Origin of the sequence: Pantoea sp. ICBG 1758, assembly GCF_002928325.1 — a bacterium.
Lineage (GTDB): Bacteria > Pseudomonadota > Gammaproteobacteria > Enterobacterales > Enterobacteriaceae > Pantoea > Pantoea eucrina.
This window is the reverse complement of the sequence record NZ_POWL01000009.1, coordinates 72,267-90,241: the sequence shown is the minus strand read 5'-3', so window position 1 is coordinate 90,241 and position 17,975 is coordinate 72,267. Positions and strand designations below refer to the sequence as shown.

Sequence of the window (17,975 nt, the reverse complement as noted above, 5' to 3'; positions counted from 1 at the left end):
GCGCAGCAGATGCAGGGCAATGAGCAGACGCTGCGCGGCAAACTCGCCAGCCAGAAACAGCTGAATGCCGACCTTACCGGGCAGCTGGCCGCGCTGCAGCAGGCAAAAGCCAGCGAGCCGGAAAACACGGACACCTTCGGCGATCGCACTATTCAGGTTAAAGCGCGCCTGAACATGGACGGGCAGGCCACGCTAAGCAACGGCGCGACGGTTCGTTATCAGGTCGCTGACCAGAACGGCGAACTGGAAGGCAAAGTGATCATCACAGAAGCCGACGGCACCACGTATGAAATGCCTTCTAAATCCAGCCAGGGTGCGGAGATGGGTAAAACGGCAACAAAGATGCTGAAAGCCTACCGCACCGGCGCGGCGGAAAAGTACCGCGTTGCTGCTGAGCCAGCCCCGGCGCCGGAACCCGCGCCACAGCCGGAACCAGAGCCAGTACCAGAGCCACAGCCGGAGCCTGAGCCAGCACCAGCCCCTGAGCCACAGCCGGAACCCGTTACGCCGGCAACCGTCTGGCGCTATGCGCTGGTTAACCGTCCTGCAGGTATTGGGGCGGTACCGCCGAACTTTGCCGCCGTGGCGGATCAGCCAGCAGCAGGCGAGCCGTACAGCGGCGTTGCCCGTAACGGCATCATTTCCTATGACCGTCCGCTGACTGACAAAGAGATTGCTGACTTTGAGCTGAAGCTGATCCCGACGCATGCGGATCTCGATGCGCTGGCCGCAACCGTGGCGGAGAAAATGAGCGACTACGCCGCGCAGTATCTGGAAATGTCAGAAGAAGATCCGGACACCTACGCCAAACAGGTGCGCATGGTGGCCCGTAAGCAGCTGACCGGCGTGGCATATCCGGAAGGGGAAGATGAGGCCTATTTCACGGGCGCTATCAAAGCCGCGCTGCAGCAGCTGGCAGCAGGCGAAGGAGAAGAGACCGACGTGACTGACGATCGTGAAACCACAGACCCGTTCTGGATTGCTGCTAAACGCCTGGGCGACCTGGTGGGCTGGGCATCTGACCTGGTAAACGCCTGGGCTGAGGCGCTGGGCTATGGCAGTGAGCAGCTGAAGCAGGCGGCTGACTACGTGGAAGCTAATCAGAGTCCTGAATATCTGAAGGCAGCACAAACCGCGATGATCACCGGCAAGCGTATTCCGCTGGTGGAGGAACTCAACACCCCGGAACCGGCACCAGAACCACAGCCAGAGCCTGAGCCAGCACCACAGCCGGAACCAGAGCCCGTGCCGGAAGCAGACTCTGAAGCGCAGAAGGCGATCGACTACCTGCAGGGGCTGACCTCACTTGATACCGACGACATGGACGTGATCCGCGCCGGCCGCAATCAGGTGCGCGAGGCGATTGCCGCGCTGACGGCTGCAGGCGTGTTTGATGAAAACGAAGCGCTGGTGAACGGCGCGGTGCAGCACCTGAGCGATCTGCTGGTGGCCGTGCAGCGTAAAGGGGTAGCAGCATGACGTTAACCGCCCTTGAAAAGCTGGATTTAGCCGACCAGCTGGACGAACTGATTATCAAAGCCCCGACGGTAAAGGGGCTGGACCTTCTGGATCTTAATGACCAGATGGAAGCAATCATGCTGCAGTTGGGTTATGGCGCAGCGCCGGCACCAGCCACCAGCGCTCCCGATCCGGTACCGGAGCCAGCGCCCGCCCCGGCGCCGGAACCGGAGCCACAGCCTGACCCTGTTAAAGAAGATCAGCCTGTCCCGGAAGTGGTTAAAGACTTTCTGGCCGGGAAATTCACGCATCAGGCACAGCTGGATTTTGTGGAGACGCTGCGCAAAGTCGGTGACTACATCGGCGTTTATCTGGCGCTGGACGACGCGAAAGAGCAAACCGCCAGCTGGATAGCCGCCAGCGGCCTCGCAGCTTAATCAGCAACCCCGTTTCGGCGGGGTTTTTTATTACCGGGATCACAATGCTTAACGAGAAATTAAAGAGCCTGCTGGGCGACGCCGGCAGCATATTTGCCCTGATTGGGCTCGTGGGTTCACTGCGCAAAACAGAGACCCAAACCGGGCGATCATCCTACGTCGTGACGGGCAAAGGTCAGGAAGTGAAAACTGCGTTTAAGGTAGTGGATGCCCGCGACCTGATTATCTCAAACAACCTCGACGGTACAATTAATCCGGCGTTCCCGGCAGAGCTGCAGCCGCGCGACCGCACGCGCCTGACCAGTAAAGTGCAGGTTTCAAAAATTGCGGGCAACCTGCGGCCGGCGAAGCTGACCGATTCCGGCATGAGCAGCCACGGCGCGCCAATCGTGGGCGCGGATAACGTGGTGGAGTCAGGCAACGGGCGCTCAATGGGGATCACGCGCGCCTATGAGCAGGGGCAGGCCGATGAATACCGCCAGTACCTGATTGAGCACGCGAAAGACTATGGCCTGAAGGCGTCGGATATCGCGCAGATGGATATGCCCGTGCTGGTGCGCGAGCGCCTGACGGACGTTGACCGGGCGCAGTTTGCGAAGGATTCCAACCTCTCCGATCTGCAGGAAATGGCGGCGAGCGAAAAGGCGTTTGTGGATGCGGAAATGCTCGACGAACGCCTAATGGCCATCTTCAATCCGTCCGATGACGGCAACCTGCTGGCGCGCTCAAATGACGGCTTTATCCGGGCATTCATGAAAGAGATAGGCGACACGGCAACAGCAGGCCTGCTGACTGACGACGGGCGCCCGACAAAGCAGCTGATTGACCGCATTCAGAATGCGATCTTTGCCCGCGCCTATAAGGATGAACGGCTGGTAAAGCTGGTATCTGAGGAACCCGATCCGGATATGCGCAACATCCTGACGGCGCTTAATACCGCTGCCAGTGAGTTTGCGCAGATGCAGACGCTCTCCGGTGACGTTCACCGCCAGGCGGTTACTGGGCTGGTGGACGGCGTGCAGTCGGTGAACGGGCTGGATCAGCAGGCGATAGCTGCGCTACAGGAGGCAATTAAGCTGGTGCGCCAGGCGAAAGACAGCGGGCAGGCGATACAGGAAGTGCTGGCGCAGCAGGGGCTCTTTGAGGAGGCCAGTATAGAGGCCGAAGCCCTGGCGCTGTTTATCGTGGCCAACAACCGCAGCGCGAAGCGGATTGGCGCAGCGTTTAAAAAGATGGCGCAGAAGATCAACGACGAGCTGTTACACCAGCAGCAGGCGCTGGGTGATATGTTCGGCGGCGGTGAGCTGACGCTGAATGACGTGCTGACAGCTGTATCAGGAGAAATTGAGGAGGAGTTTGGCGAAGGCAAGGGGCTCAACTTTGCCATGTTTGAGGCTGTCAGGGCGCCAGTAACGAACTAATTTTACTGGTTAATAATATGCGTCAGCTCTGGCTTGAGCTGACGGTTTTCACTGGCTGCGCATCATTAAATCTGGCCGTCTGCTTTGAGCGAGAAGCGGACGTCAGCGATTGATGTCATCACTACTGATCAAATAGATGCATTGAGACATCTGGAAATCCATAATTGCGTGCACCCCGATTACCAGGATTACCTGGCCTTCCGGAATTGCCAGGATTTCCCGGATTACCGATGTTTCCTAAGTTACCCATGTGCTTGTTTAGGATCATGCTTTCATGAAGTTCCCCAATGTATTGACCAGAGAGTTTATATACATGTGTTGCATGAAGTTGGCCGACGGCATTGCCGTTCATACCATGTATGTATTTTCCACGGATAAACCCTACGGCTTTTCCTTGAGAATTATAGATGTAATCTGTCATTTTTATGCCTCATAGATTTTTAGTTGATATTAATTATGGATGCATCCTAGATCACATATACTTTCACCAAGACTTTTCCATCTTTACTTGATCGTTCACCTTCCAGGTCAGTTTTAAATCCTTGTGAATTAGTTATATATTTGTTTGGGTCATATACGATACACCATAAATTATTGCATTCACTATGCCGTCTGTAATGTTCAATATCAATTATAAGCTCATCGCCAATTTTTTTGGCATGAGTACGGTCTCTTACAATTTTTGTTTCAAGAACAAGACTATGCGCAGGCAAAAGAAAATCCATCCTAGTGCTAGAACCAGCATAGCTAGGAGTAAATTCTTCTGGGCGTATATCTTGAACCCAAGGTCTCAATAATGAATGAAGTAAATCTTGCACATCATATTCATTGCTAAACGTTAAATTCTGGCTTCCTTTTCTTCGGTGTGTGAGAGGGTGCATAGCACGTTGCAAACCTCTAACCAACCTTTCCAGCAAAGCTTCCACTTTCTGAGGAATAACTGGCTGCTGACTAATTCTTAAAGTCTCTTCATATGGGATATCATCTGCAGGGATGTGACCCAAAGGTAAAATGCGGCCAAAACGATAATATTGAAAACCATTATCATGTAACGCGGCTTCGACACCCTCTCTTTTTTCAGACCATTCAATATACTCGGGGCTTCCTTGTTTCGGAGGAAGATCCATAAACTCTTCAATCACCCCACCTAACACAGATAGGCTATCAACCTCCTTATCCTGACCTGTGAGGTATAACCAGTTCTTCCACTTAGTATCATGAGCTCCTTTTGGTGGTTCACCACGAGCGCCCACAGAGTAAAATAATGATTCGATTGCTTCATGAGACGCAGTGTTAGCAATAACGTCCCCAACAACTTTGCATAGTGACCGTGATAACCTCATCTTCACCCCATTCAGAGAAAAATTTACATTGACTTTATCGTTCAAATGCACGAATGGAAATATCAGAATTTAATTAAACCCTCCGTTTTAGTCGTTTTTTCTTTAGAATTCCCTTATTAAGAAATGGTAGTAAAAACCGCTTCTGTCACAGAGCGGACTGTGGGTGCTTAATGCCCGCTATGAGCTAACACACAATGGCCGCACCATGCGGCCTTTCTTCCCACTACAAATTACAAACTCCATACAGTCCCGCTCTCAATCATTACAGAGTGGTATCACAATGGAGCAATCCGCAAACCGTAAAGCCTTTGGCGACATGCTGGCGTTCTCAGAAGGCACCAGTACTCACCCGTTAACCCGCATGCGTGGCTATGACGTTATCGTGACCGGGCTGGGCGACAAGCTGGGCGAAATCTTTACCGACTTCACCGATCACCCGTTCTCAAACCGCCGCGCTAAAGTGCTCAATAAGCATGGTCTGGCCTCGACTGCAGCAGGCCGATATCAGCAGCTTTACCGCTACTGGCCGGTCTACAAAAAACAGCTGAAACTGCCCGACTTCAGCCCCGCGTCACAGGAGCGCTTGCTTGACCAGCTGCTGAAAGAGCAGGGCGCGTATGCCGACGTCCACGCCGGACGAATCCGCACGGCCATTGGCAAAACTAACGATATCTGGGCGTCGCTCACCGGCTCGCCATATGGTCAGAAAACGCACGCTATCGAAACGCTGCTGACTGCCTATCGTGATGCTGGTGGCACAGTTACCGATTAAGCGCCTCTGAACCCTTCCGGGATCGCGTAGTTATCATGCTTCAGACCGTCGCCAGCGAAATCACCCGTCTGGCGGCGGCTTTCTGGTTTCCGGCCCGCAGCTGCTTTGGGCTTAAACGTGGATTTAATATAGCCGTAGACCTTGTGCATCAACTGGCCGTTGCGCTGGTATGCCTCTGCGCGGCGCTCTTTGTCTGCTGCTGCTGATCCTGCTGCCAGGCTTTGCAGTGACTCCTGATAAATCCCGAATTTTTTCTCTGGCGCTGATGGCTCTGACGCAATCTCTTTCGATTCCGAAATTGCTGACTCACTGTATTGTGTTTCTCTTGTTCTGGAGAGATCTCTTACTTCTTGTTGGTCATTTTGACCAGGGGTAGCCTGTTCATTCTGACCAGGGGTAGCGAGGGTGAAATTTAATTTTGAGAAGGTGTCAGCAACGATTCTCCGGACGAGGCTCTGACGCCCCGCAGGCTGAAGATTAGCCGCTTTCAGTTCAGCCAGACTCGCCTGTACAAAAGCCAGCGCTTTGCTGGTGAACGTGTACTTGCTGGGCTTACTCCACTTGTGGTTGTTTTTGCAGCGCTGCTCCTCATGAGTAAGGATGCCGAGTTTAACCGCCAGGCGATAAGCGCGCTGAACGGTAGAAATGCTCACGCCTGCTTCCTCTGCCAAAGTGCTGAGGGATTTGATGATCTCAAATCTGGACGTAGAGCACGCCAAATTACACGCGAATTTCAGTACGCGAGTGAGGGATTTTGGAAGAGGTGAAAGCTCAATAACGTGGGTAAAATCATACCCGGTAATTCGTACAGGATTTTGCTTATTATCTAAGCAATGCAAGGGAAAAGAGTTGCCGTGATCGGCGTTTTTAGCTACTATCTTCACTGGTTATTTCCTTCCCTGTGAATGGTTAATCGTTCCTGGTTATCTCTTTCCCTGTGAATGGATATTTCCATTGATTTACCTTCCTGTAAGTGAGCAGGTTGTTGTTTATCGTTTTGTTGTACGGCGCAATGCCGTTGTGGCGCTAACCACATAAAGTTGTAGAAAAATCGACTGTTACCAGCAGGCGATTTTTTTTTGTTCTGACCAGGCTTGCCGGCTTGGTCAGAGCGCGGATAATAAACTTGATCAGCTTAAGGATCAAGATTAAGGTTTTTCTTAATTTTAGAGAAACCATAACCGCGCCCTTCACCGGGCGCGGTATCTCCTCCCTAATTTATTTCCCTGTTGTAATCCAGAAAAGCGGTCCTTCTTCTGCAGTCATACTCTTTTTTTGCGGCAGAGCATGCTGTTTTCCTGCGCCCATAGGCAGTGAAGCAGTTGCTTTTGCTCCGATAGATTCCAGCATGGACGCAACAATCATCGCATCTTCCGGCGTGTCCATCCGGCACAGCGCAGCAGTCTGCTCTTTACTGAAAAACAGCGGCATGTTGGCCAGCGCCTCTTTCATAATTTTACGACGGGACTTTGCCACGTTGCCGGCGCTCTCAATCATCAGGTTGGCGCTGCGCAGCCGATCCTCCAGCTCCAGCCGCTTGCCGTGCTCAATGTGTAGCGCCGATTCCAGCAGTGACGCGTCTCCCGACTCAAACATTGCCGCCTGGCCGCGCATACTTTCAAAGTGCTGAAAAATGTCCGCTGCCTGATTCTCCGAATACCCTTTTTCCACCAGCCCTGCGCAAATCATACTTTCACGATCGCTGGCGGACTCCAGCATTGCTGAGGCGTTATCCAGGCTGATGTAGTTAGGGAAAGTCACGTAATCAAAGCCGTGAAGGCTGTTGACTCTGGAGACCGCGCTATCATCGCCGCCGGTCGCCCATGACCAGCCACCGGCGCGGGAACGGCTCATGCCGTCAACGATGTTGCCCGGATCGGTGTCCAGAATCTCCTGAACGTGAGTGACGACTCCGTTATCATCAACGCTCACTTCAAGCGTCCGGTTTGAAGGCACGTTTTCGATCGTCACCGGCTTACCATCCACCATGACAACGGCAAATTCCGGCAGGTTCAGCCGTCCGGTTTTCGCATAGTAGGCGGCGCGTCGCCCGTGGCCGTAGTAGCCGAACATTTCCCCCAGCTGAATACGTTCCTGCGTTTCCGGGCTGCTGAACGTTTCCCGGACCGAGCGCAGCAGGTAGTTGCGATCATTTTGCGGCGTGAAACGACGAATTTTATCAATGAGTGAAAAACGATCCGTTACCGTGCGGAGTGCTTTCATATTGTCCTCATAACTTCAATGGATGCCCCGCAAAGCGGCGGCAGCGCTGGCGGTTGTCAGCGCGGACTGATGGTAGGACGGTTGTAATTTGCGTAGGTAACTTTTCTTGATCCATGCGTGGATCTAATGACCAGTGGATAATTTCACATTAGACATATTGAATTTATCAGTGCGGCGGATATAGTGTGCGCGCCGCTGCAAAACAGCGGTCGGGATTGGAACCCTGAAAAAGCATGAGAGCTGGCACATAGTGCCTTCGGCGCTACCACGTCCGGATCATTCCGGGCGTATCTATGGTGGCGTTGGTGGGGCTACCTTCGGGTAGGCCGGTTTTCTTGTGCGCCGGTAGTTCCAACCCTGTCAACGTCACCACCCGGAGATTGGAACCTCCTGTAGTGACGCTTCTTTAAGCACAGGGAGCACACCATGTCTGATATCCCTCGCGCGCCATCCCCTGCAGCGCACACTTTCGCTTCTGCCATGTTAACAATCAGTCAGAATAGTGACGCCATTTGCCGCCGTGCAAAGTGGGGCGATACGGCTAACCACGTATCCATACTGCCTGATGCTGACGATCAGATTCAGTACGTTTTCATGAATGACATCGGGACACTGAATTTCTACTGTCCATCACCTGAAGATATGCTTTCTGCTGACTGGCAGGTTATCGCGCTCTCAGACTGACTGCATAAGTGAAAAATTTATCTAATCAGATGGTCTGACCACGTAGTTAGTTAGATTATGAATGGTTGCGAAGATAGATTATCAACATTGTCATGGCAAAGCGAAACGGCAAATATTCTGAGCATAAACCAGGTTTATTGTCAGAAATACTGAGCAAATTATGTGCTAGCGTTACATGAAAAAAATTCACTCAGAAAGTCATGGTTTTTTTTAACGGACGTTTTCTTAATGGTGCAACTTTGTGCAGTTCAGCATATGTAAGCGAATCGGTAAATATCATGTACTTACAAAAATTGAGCCACTGAATGTGACATTCATAATTTGATTTGGACTTACTAAAGATTAATTTAGTTTTTTAAAAAGTTCTTTTTTAAATTTAATTTATGATGTTAGTTTCTCTTAACGCAAATTAGTTAATGTGTTGATGAAATTAAATAAACATCACATAACATTTGCGTAAGCTCTTTAGCGTAGATTTACGCTGAAAAGTTTCATATCTAACATGGAAGTTTTATGCACACAGCAAGAGGATGAAGTATGTATAAGGCTATGAAATATTTTGTCAGTGATCATTTTCCATCCGGGTTGCTCCTACACCGGATAGACTGCCCGCAGCTGCCTTCACTTGAAGAACGAACGTTCATTGGCACCTGCTATACGCTTAATCAGGCACTGACCGTAGCCTCTATGCACTTTTCGGGCGTGAAGGTTTGTCCGTTCTGTATTACCAGGCCGGATGAAAAAGAAGGACAGCAAGAATACCTGGTACTTAACACCCCGAAGAAACCTAAAAAACCTGCTGAAAAAAAGATATTTAGGGCAGTAAAGCATCTGGATAACAATTAAAGACAGGGCAATTAATCATCCCGGAGCGCAGATATATTTTCCTTCAGTTTTTATATCTGCTTTAGATGACTGGTTTCATCAAGCCGCACACTCCCCTGTAAATTTGTGTGCGGCCTTTTTGGTTTTCCGGAAATTAACTTTCCGGTCTGACAACATATCGGGCAAACGCCACCAGCTCCTCATGCGTCCAGTTGGCCGGATCGTCGCCGTCAGGCGCTGACTCGTTCATCATGCTGCCGGCGTCATCCTCCTGCGCATCGGCCTTGTCACGGCTTTTGCTGAACTCCGCCAGCATCTTATCCAGCGTTCCGTCGTCCATTTTCAGCTGATCGCTGAACAGGTAGCGCATGAACGTGTCATTCTCCGCCAGCTTGTTGTTGGCCTGCAGCGCGTCCATGACCTGCACCATGAGCGTAATAAAGTTGGCGCGGGCGTCCATTTCACGGCTTTCTTCTTCCTGAATCGCCGTGTTCATGGAGTTAAACTGTACCACGTAGGGCCGGTCATTCTCCGGATATACCTTGCCGTATTTAAACGCCAGGTGAATATCTATAAGCCGGTAAATCATCTCCTGCGCGCCCTGGCGGAGCCACTGCGCCCGCAGCGCCGCCTGAATGGCCGTCTGAATCCAGCCACCTTCCCCCAGCCCGCCTGCCATCTGATCCGCCCAGCCCAGCATCGTTGAATCAATCCCGAGCGCGGCGCACAGCTGGCGCAGGTGAAACATCACGTCCTCAATGCCGGTAATGTCCGCGGGTATCGACTGCGTATCAATCGTGATCCCGTTTTTGCCATCCCCCATAACCGGGATCACATGGTTCATCACGGTTGGCATGGTGTTCCCGTTCACCGCTTTTTTCTGCAACGCCTCGCCGTGGCGTTTGAGCGTCTGCGATACGGTTCGGGTGTAGTTGGCGCCCACAACCGGATCGAGTGAGTTGGTGGTGAGCGCAATCAGGCGGTCAATTTTGGCGGCGTTGTAGCGCGTGGCTTTCAGCGCATTCAGTGCGCCCGTCAGGTTGAGGAACGGCTCATAGGCGTGCGCGAGAAAGCTGGTTCCGTAGTTCTGCGTCTCCGCGATTTCCTTATCCTCCTCCTCAGTCAGCAGCGAATAGCCCCGGTTGCCGGACGTGACCGGCTGCACGTTACGCGTGGGTGTCCAGTACGGGTTTTTCATGGGTACCAGAGACCACGGCGAGGAAAGCGTGCGCGTATGCGTATCGGGTGACAGCACGTAATCCCCGCCGAACCCCACCAGCTGATCGCCCTTATAAAACTCCTGCACAAAGTAGGGCAGCGAGTAATAGCTGTTTTCCAGGCTGGTGATCCCGCTGCCGGTCCGGGCATAAGGACGCACGTAGGAGACGCCAAAAATCGCCATAGTCATAGCCAGCGATGGCAAATGTTTATTGATCATCGCCCCTAAATCATCCTGCAGCTCTTTTGCGCGCGCCGCGCCTTCTTTGTCCGACGGGTCAACCGGGGCAATGCAGAACGCCAGCCCGGTCTTTTTGTCCGGCGCGAGCGCGTGGCCAATGTGGATATTCAGCGCGGCGGAGCAGGTTGGACTGTTAGCCATTTCCTCAAGAATGGCGTAGCGCTGCAGCCGGTCCAGCGGCAGCTCTGCGCCGAGGTACAGGCTGTCGCCGGCCGTGGTCATTTCACCTGCCTTACCTTCCTGATACGCCAGTGCTGCCAGCCCGGATCGGGACACCACAACGTTTTGTCCGTTAGTCCACGCGAGTGAGTCAGGCGCGTCGTTGGTTGAGCCTCTGAATGCCTGCCTGAGTGCGCCGATTACAGAAAGCGCCTTGTTTCTTTTAGCCAATGTATAGTGTCCTTTTTACAAACCCTTAGAATTTATATAACCATAACCGCTTTATGCAATCCGGGGAAAATTCACACAGTGGAAAAAAGAGAAAACAGGGCGGTCCAGGAAGCCGGGTCCGTTGAGGACTTGATCCGCCTGGTCATGCGCCTGCACAAACAGCGAACGGTTGTGGCGTTTGGCGTGACAAAACGGGAAGGGGTGAGCCTGCAGCGCGAACGCCGCGCCGCTAATGATAATGCTGTCAGCCTGCTTAACTCGCTGCCGGCGGGTTTTGACGGGAACAAACTCACCGATGAACAGCGCCGGATTCTGGCCGGGTACAGCGGTGAGGGCGGTCTGGAGGGCGGCGGCGGCAGCCAGTATGAATATTACACCCCGCCGTTTATGGCGGAGGGAATATGGGATCTGTTTGCGGACTACGGCATTACCGGCGGTCACATGCTGGAGCCGTCCGCCGGCACGGGCGTTTTTCAGGAAACCAAGCCCGCCGGCGCAATGATGACGTCCGCGGAGATCTCCGACACGTCAGGACGCATTAACCAGCTGCTGCACCCGGAAGATGACGTGCGCATGGGCGCGTTTGAGAAGCTGGCCGCGTCAGTACCGGACAACAGCTATGACCACGCTGTCGGCAACGTGCCGTTTGGCGACTCGCGCACGGGCTTTGCCGAGCTCGACCCGGCCTACCGGGATGAAACCAACGTCGGGCATTACTTCGTGATGCGCACCATCGACAAGGTGAAATACGGCGGGCTGGTGGTGCTGGTGGTGCCAAACGGCATGACCGACGGCGGCGGCGCCAACAAGAAGCTGCGCGATCGCGTCTCCCGCGTGGCGGAGTTCCTGGGCGCGCACCGCATGCCGTCCGGCACGTTTGCCGAGAGCGGTACCGCCACGGTGGTGGATGTGTGGGTGCTGCGAAAGCACACCGAGGCGCTGACGCAGCTGGTGCATGACAGCGATGAACAGTCGCTTGAGGCAGCAAGCGTGCTGTGGCCAACGTTTATCCGCGGCAAGTGGTTTGAAACCGAGGGGCGGCGCTACGTTCACGGCGAAACCGAGCGATCTGACTTCAATAACATCCTGGTGGTCAAAAAAGATGGCCAGCTGACCAATGAGGCGATGAAAGCCGCGCTGTCGCGTCGCTTTGACAGCCGCATCGACTGGGATCGGCTGGGTACGCCTGCTGCGGTCTGGCAGTCGCCGGTAGAGGGTGATAAGCGGCTGATGGCCGGCGTCTGGCACACCTACGATGGCACGCGGTTTATTAAAGATTCCACCACGGCTTCGAGCGGGATCGACGCGGAGCGGTTCGGTGCCGCCACGTTTGGCGACCTGCAGACGAAAACGCGCACGATTAACGGCATGCTCTCGCTGGACAGCCGCGCCCTGTACGCGGCCAGCGTGGAATACCCGCAGCTGTTTGACGATCGCATTCACGCGGCCATTCGCTTTGCGATGCAGCAGAAGCCGGGGCATCGCTGGCGCGTGATGCGCGCGTCGATCATCGGCCTGCGCATCAACGACGCGCTCGATACGCAGATGCTGGGCGGCGACGCCAGCGGCATTATTGCTGACGCCGCGCGCCTGGTGAGTGAAGAAGTCGGGCAGTACGGCACGCCGAAAGGCCTGAAGCTGGCCGGTCTCTCTGATGCGAGCGCCAAAGGCTGGCTGAGTTTTCAGGCCAACGTCAGCCGCGAAGGGGATTTGTCCGCGCTGCTGAACGGAACCATTGACCGCAGCGAGGCGGTGGCGGTGGACTTTGCCAGTCCGGAGCAGGTGGTATCGCACCTTTTCAGCGATGTGGATCTGGTACCGGTGGCACTGGCCGCTTTCCGCGCCGCGTTTAAAGGCGAACTGCCGGAAGATGACGAGGCGTTACTGGCGCACCTGGCGACCTTCCCGGAGATTGCGCTCGACGGTAACGGCAACATTATGCCGCTGGCGCGCGCTACAACCGGCAACGTGCGCGGCAAGGTGTCCCGCCTGGCGGCGCTGATTAACGACGCGCCGGACGGGCCGGTTAAGGCTAACTACGTTCGCCAGCTGGAAACGATCAACGAGAAGCGCAACCATACGCCGATTGAAGATATTACGGTCAACCTTAACGCACGCTGGCTGGATCGCCGGCTGATTAAAGAGTTCCTGATTGACCAGGGCTTTGACGACTTTAAGTACACGCAGGATCTGGAAAACGAAAACGGCTACCTGACCGCGGAGGACAACTACGCGGGGAAAGACGGCGTATTTTCCGGCTATCAGGTGCGCTCCGTCACCGGCAAAGGTGGCGTGACTGAATTTAAGCGCGCCAGCTACAAAGACGGCTTCTACAACCAGCTGGAAAACTACCTGAACGGCGTGAAGCCGCGCGGCGTGAACGCTAACGTCTATCTGAAGCGCATCAGCGGCCTGGAGGCACAGTTTAACCACTGGCTGCGCACGCATCCGGACGTTGAATCGGTTGTCAGCGACTACAACGACGCGTTTAACGGCTACGTGCCGTTTGAGCATTCGTCCTCGTCCCTGCAGCTGCAGCAGATCAGCGGCAAGCGCATTCCGCTGAGCTACCAGAACGCCGAAGTGCGCCGCCTGTCGGAAGATGGCCGGGGCATTATGGGATTCGGTACCGGGCTGGGTAAAACCACAACCGCGCTGGCGCTGGAGGCCTATAACTACGAGGTGGGGCGGAGCAAGCGTACCGTGTACGTCGTGCCTAAAGCCGTGCTGCAGAACTGGTATCACGAAGCCCACGGTTTCTACAGCGCCGAGGCGTTTGAGAAAATCCTGTTTGTTGGCCTGGACGAAGTGCGCGGCGATGATGGCCAGATCATGCAGGCGCCGGAGCGCGACGAAAACAACGAGCCTAAGCTGGACAAAGATGGCCAGCCGGTCATGCGCAACGTGGTAAAAGAGTCCGCTGCCGCGACCGTGCTTGAGCGCATGAACATGATCCCGGTCTCCAACTACCGCGCCGTGGTGATGACCAAAGAGCAGTTTGGCGATATCCCGATGCGCCCGGAGACGATTGAAGAGAACTCCAGCCAGGCAGTCTTTAACCAGATTGAGAATGGCCGCACGGATCTGATGAAGTCCACGCACCGCGCCGCCACGTCCCGCAACAAACTCCGTGATAAAGCCGCCGATACCGGCACGAAGAAAAAGAGCCAGATCCCCTACTTTGAAGATATGCACTTTGACAGCGTAATCGCAGACGAAGGCCATAACTACCGCAACTCGCACAGCGCCGGCCGTGAAGCTGGCCAGCTGGCTTACCTGCCTAATCCGTCCGTCTCCAAAACAGCCCGAGATATGGCCGTGAAAAGCCAGTACATGATGAAAAAGTACAACGGGCGCGGGGTGGTGATGCTGACCGCAACGCCGCTGGTTAACTCTCCGATCGACGCATTCAACATGCTCTCTCACGTTGTGTCGCTGGAAGAGTGGAAGGCGATGGGGATTCTGACGCCGGATGACTTTGTGCGGGTGTTCGGGGAAACCGACACCGTAACCGTGCAGAAAATTTCCGGCGAGCTCGAGGATAAGCAGGGGCTGGTGGGCTTTAAAAACCTTGATGGCCTGCGCGGCATCTTCCACCGCTGGACGACGCTTAAATCTGCTGCTGACGTGAAAGACAGCGTGAAAATCCCCGGCCTGGACGAGAAAACCGTGGGCGTGCCGATGACGCGCGATCAGCAGGCGCTCTATGAGGAGCTGCGCGTGCGCGCCAGCCGCATCGGGCAGAAAGAGAGCGTGCAGGATAACGGCGACGGCACCATGTCCATCGTGCAGAACGATGATGACTTCATTTTCTCCGTGATCCGCGACATGGATAAGGTGGTGATTGACCCGGATCTGTATCGCTCCGCTATCACGTTCCGCTTCCGCGAAGAGGATCTTGAAAAGGTGAAGCAGGTTGCACGCGCGCTCCCGGGCGAAGCGGGCGGCGTGCAGCTGGCGGGCGACGAAGAAGAAGTAGCAGAGGACGCAGAGAGCGGCCTGACCGACACGCGCACCAGCAAGGTTGTCAAAACCATGCTGAAGAACCGCGGGGGCGTCGTGGAGCTGGTGGTAAGCGACACGCTGGAGCAGCAGGTGCTGGACGCGATCGCTGCCGCCGGCATTGATATGCAGCACGTCTCGCACCCGGTCCCGCCGAAGTACGCCGCGCTGATAGAAAACCTCAAAGCTGGCCTGCCGGACGGTAAGCAGATCATCTTCATGGATGAAAAGACGCAGCACAACAAACTGCGCCGCATCATCGCAAGCGCCCTGGGCCTGCAGGAGCAGCAGATAGGCATCATCAACGCCACAACGGTAGCGAAAGCATCTGGCGTGAAGGTTAAGCCCGTGAAGAAGCCGGTGGAGCCGGTGGAGAAAGCGGACGGCAGCTTTAAGGAGGGCGCGTGGGATAAGTACTATCAGGAGCTGGCGCGCTATGAGGACTATCAGGCCGCGCTGAATGACGCCTCGCTTGCCGGGATGGAGGGGATCGCCGCCGACTACAACGAAGGCCGCACGCCGATCATCATCTGCAACAAAAAAGCCGAAGTGGGGATCAACCTGCACAAAGGCACCGCTGATACGCACCATCTTACGCTGCCCTGGACGCCGGCCAGTATTGACCAGCGCAACGGGCGCGGCGCCCGCGTGGGCTCGGAGCGCGACAGCATGCGCGTGCATTACTACTGCGGTAAGGGTTCGTTTGACGAGTTCCGCCTGGAGACGCTGCAGCGCAAGAAAAACTGGATCAATGACGTCATGAAGTCTGACGTGTCCAGCATGAAAAACGGCGATGTGGAATCCAAAGAGGAGCAGAGCCTGCTGCTGGCCGCAAACCCGGAAGAACGCCGCGCACGCGTGGACGCACAGCTGAAGGCAAAACGCGAAGCAGAGCGCCAGCAGGCTGAGCGCGAAGCCGCCGCCTCATTGGACATTTACCTGAAAGCGAGCGTTGCCGCTGCCACGCCGACAGAGGTACTGGAAGCGAATATCACTGACCTGTCAGCCGCTTTTGACGAAATCAACGGCAGCATTGACGGGCTGCGTGCAGACGTCACAGACGCCGAAACGGCTTATAACATTGAGCTCGAAAGAGACGGCAAGCGGTCTGCGGACAACTGGCGCGGGCAGGACCGCCGCAACGCGCGTGCGGCACTTAAAGAAGGCCTGGCGAAGCAGAAGAAGCTGGAGCAGGAGCTGAACGGCGCACGCAAGGCGCTGACGCGCTCTAAAAGCGCCGCCAACACCATTAAGCGCTCACGCGGTGAGGTTGAGCGTGCCATTCTGTCCGGCGCGCTGGAAGTCGACCCGGACGTGCTGCGCGCGCCAGAGCAGTACATGAAGCTGGCCGGCGGGCAGCTGGTGCGCATCGGGGCGTGCTATGAAATCTGGATGGATGACGATAAGCAGGAAAAGGGCGTTTTCCAGATCCGCAAATTCTTCCCGGAAAAAGGCACGGTTGAGGTTGAGCTGATCCACAAGCCGCTTCGCTGTTATACCAGGCCGGACATTGGCGGATTCGCGGAAATGCCGTCGGATCTGGTTGGCGATCGCGTGGAAATCACGACTGACCAGGCAAAAGCGCTGCAGAAGGCGGCAAGAGGTATCGATCCGGTCTCGCTGGCCGACACGCTGAGCCGCGCGGACTTCTATGTGGCGATACGCGCCGGCGTGATGAATGTGAAGGCAGACGCCTGGATGTACCGCGATGCGGCCGGCGAGCTTAAGCATGAATATATCCACGCGGGCATTACCGTCCGGGACAGCATCAAAGCAGAGGACTGGCTCTATCCGGATCACGGCGACGAGCAGCTGAAGCGCGAGCTGTATCAGTACAGCCTGACCAAAAACCTGTATTCAGTGCAGGCCGTATTCAAAGCTGTATTTGGCGGAAACTACAATGCGGCGATGCAGGGCTACGGCGAGCAGGCGGACATGGAGGACGTCGTTAAGGTGTTCAGCCAGCTGGTAGCGGAGTTTGAGGCAGGCGACGCACAGGGGCGCAAAGTGACCGGCGCAACGGACGCTGAGGCAAAGGCTTACTTCTTAGGCACCAGCCAGGACAGCTTTTTCTGGAGCAACAGCATCAGCATCCGTCAGTTCCGTAATGCCATGACGGGCTTTTCCAACAGCAACGAGTACGAGGCGATGTTTAACCAGCTGCGCGACGGGATGGGGCAAGGCAAGGTTAAAGCCGTCAGAGCGCTGGCTGATCAGTACGCTGCTGCAGCGCTGGAGCAGTTCCGCCAGTACACCCCGGAAAGCATCCAGGCGACCATTGCCACGGTGCTGGACAAAACGCGCTACGAAGCGATGGGCGATATTGATAACGCGGCCAACGTTACCGAGTCGCCTGCGGCGCAGTTCCTGCGCGCCAGCGTGGCTCTGGGCGATCTGAGCGAATCAGACGTGACGGCTGAAACCTTCCTGTCCTCCCGGACGGTTAAGGCGCTGGTGGGCGGTCTTTATACCTTCCTGGAGCAGATGGAAGAGGGCGGATATCGGGATCACGCGCCGACGTGGACGGACTATAAAGCGCTGATGACCGGCAAACTCTCGCCTGAAGAACTGGCAGAGCGCCGCGCGTCAGCGAACCTTGCGGCCACCACAGCGGCAACCGCCGTGCGGGCTGAGCAGGCGCAGAAACAGGCGTCCGGTTTCCAGGTGCTGAAAAACGAGCAGGAGCTGGTGGCCTCGCGCAAGTGGAAGAACCGCACCTTTAAAATCGACTTCCCGGCCGGCGGCGCCTACGTGCTCACGGACACCAGCGATAAGCCGGTGCTCAAGCGCAAAGCGGTGCGCGACCTGATGAAAGAGAAGTACGGCGCGAAATTCTGGAACTTTGAAGCCGATCCGGTAGCCGGGAACGAGTTCACACAGCCTGCATGGCTTATCCCTTCCTCACACGATCTCGATGCGCTGCGCGCGGATATCGAAAACGCATAACACAGGAGCGGCCCG

The 17,975-nt window shown here is 55.4% G+C and carries 12 protein-coding genes and 1 pseudogene; 8 read left to right on the top strand and 5 right to left on the bottom strand.

What is annotated here, in order from left to right; all coding sequences use genetic code 11:
- From C1Y41_RS20070 to C1Y41_RS19105, 3 genes and pseudogenes are all read left to right on the top strand, one after another.
- Positions 1-1,479 (top strand): annotated as a pseudogene (locus C1Y41_RS20070) (hypothetical protein); the annotation flags it as partial.
- Complete coding sequence (locus tag C1Y41_RS19110; RefSeq protein ID WP_104086151.1) at positions 1,476-1,895, top strand: ddrA; 420 nt, start codon at positions 1,476-1,478, stop codon at positions 1,893-1,895. The pseudogene C1Y41_RS20070 and the gene C1Y41_RS19110, both read left to right, overlap by 4 nt.
- A 44-nt stretch (positions 1,896-1,939) precedes the next feature.
- Entirely contained in the window at positions 1,940-3,316 is a 1,377-nt protein-coding gene (locus C1Y41_RS19105; RefSeq protein WP_104086150.1) for a hypothetical protein, read from the top strand.
- A gap of 121 nt (positions 3,317-3,437) precedes the next feature.
- On the opposite strand, the gene C1Y41_RS19100 is transcribed toward C1Y41_RS19105, so the two are convergent.
- Entirely contained in the window at positions 3,438-3,737 is a 300-nt protein-coding gene (locus C1Y41_RS19100) for a 4-fold beta flower protein (protein ID WP_104086149.1), read from the bottom strand.
- 46 nt (positions 3,738-3,783) lie between these two features.
- Positions 3,784-4,659, bottom strand: a complete 876-nt coding sequence (locus C1Y41_RS19095; protein ID WP_104086148.1) for a transposase — start codon at positions 4,657-4,659, stop codon at positions 3,784-3,786.
- A gap of 280 nt (positions 4,660-4,939) precedes the next feature.
- Between C1Y41_RS19095 and C1Y41_RS19090 the strand changes: the two genes are divergently transcribed.
- Positions 4,940-5,431 (top strand): glycoside hydrolase family 104 protein, encoded by a 492-nt coding sequence (locus tag C1Y41_RS19090; RefSeq protein ID WP_104086147.1) that lies wholly within the window; start codon positions 4,940-4,942, stop codon positions 5,429-5,431.
- Here the strand turns inward: C1Y41_RS19090 and C1Y41_RS19085 are convergent.
- Both C1Y41_RS19085 and C1Y41_RS19080 read right to left on the bottom strand, forming a co-directional pair.
- Positions 5,428-6,315, bottom strand: coding sequence for a hypothetical protein (locus C1Y41_RS19085; protein WP_104086146.1), 888 nt, complete (start codon positions 6,313-6,315; stop codon positions 5,428-5,430). The genes C1Y41_RS19090 and C1Y41_RS19085 overlap by 4 nt on opposite strands.
- A 334-nt stretch (positions 6,316-6,649) precedes the next feature.
- The gene (locus tag C1Y41_RS19080) at positions 6,650-7,654 is read right to left on the bottom strand and encodes a head processing protein (protein ID WP_104086145.1); all 1,005 of its coding nucleotides are present in this window, start codon (positions 7,652-7,654) and stop codon (positions 6,650-6,652) included.
- A gap of 293 nt (positions 7,655-7,947) precedes the next feature.
- Between C1Y41_RS19080 and C1Y41_RS20490 the strand changes: the two genes are divergently transcribed.
- The 3 genes from C1Y41_RS20490 to C1Y41_RS19070 all read left to right on the top strand — a co-directional run bounded on the left by C1Y41_RS20490 (position 7,948) and on the right by C1Y41_RS19070 (position 9,184).
- Entirely contained in the window at positions 7,948-8,064 is a 117-nt protein-coding gene (locus C1Y41_RS20490) for an ash family protein (protein ID WP_146065245.1), read from the top strand.
- 16 nt (positions 8,065-8,080) lie between these two features.
- Positions 8,081-8,338 carry a DUF2829 domain-containing protein gene (locus C1Y41_RS19075; RefSeq protein ID WP_104086144.1) on the top strand — a complete coding sequence of 86 codons (258 nt, stop codon included), beginning with the start codon at positions 8,081-8,083 and terminating at the stop codon, positions 8,336-8,338.
- A gap of 537 nt (positions 8,339-8,875) precedes the next feature.
- Entirely contained in the window at positions 8,876-9,184 is a 309-nt protein-coding gene (locus C1Y41_RS19070; RefSeq protein WP_104086143.1) for a hypothetical protein, read from the top strand.
- 133 nt (positions 9,185-9,317) lie between these two features.
- Here the strand turns inward: C1Y41_RS19070 and C1Y41_RS19065 are convergent, their stop codons facing one another.
- The gene (locus C1Y41_RS19065; protein WP_104086142.1) at positions 9,318-11,012 is read right to left on the bottom strand and encodes a phage portal protein; all 1,695 of its coding nucleotides are present in this window, start codon (positions 11,010-11,012) and stop codon (positions 9,318-9,320) included.
- Between the two features lie 144 nt (positions 11,013-11,156).
- Here C1Y41_RS19065 and C1Y41_RS19060 point away from each other — a divergent pair, with 144 nt between their 5' ends.
- Positions 11,157-17,960 carry an SNF2-related protein gene (locus C1Y41_RS19060; protein ID WP_233207466.1) on the top strand — a complete coding sequence of 2,268 codons (6,804 nt, stop codon included), beginning with the start codon at positions 11,157-11,159 and terminating at the stop codon, positions 17,958-17,960.
- Positions 17,961-17,975 lie beyond the last annotated feature (15 nt).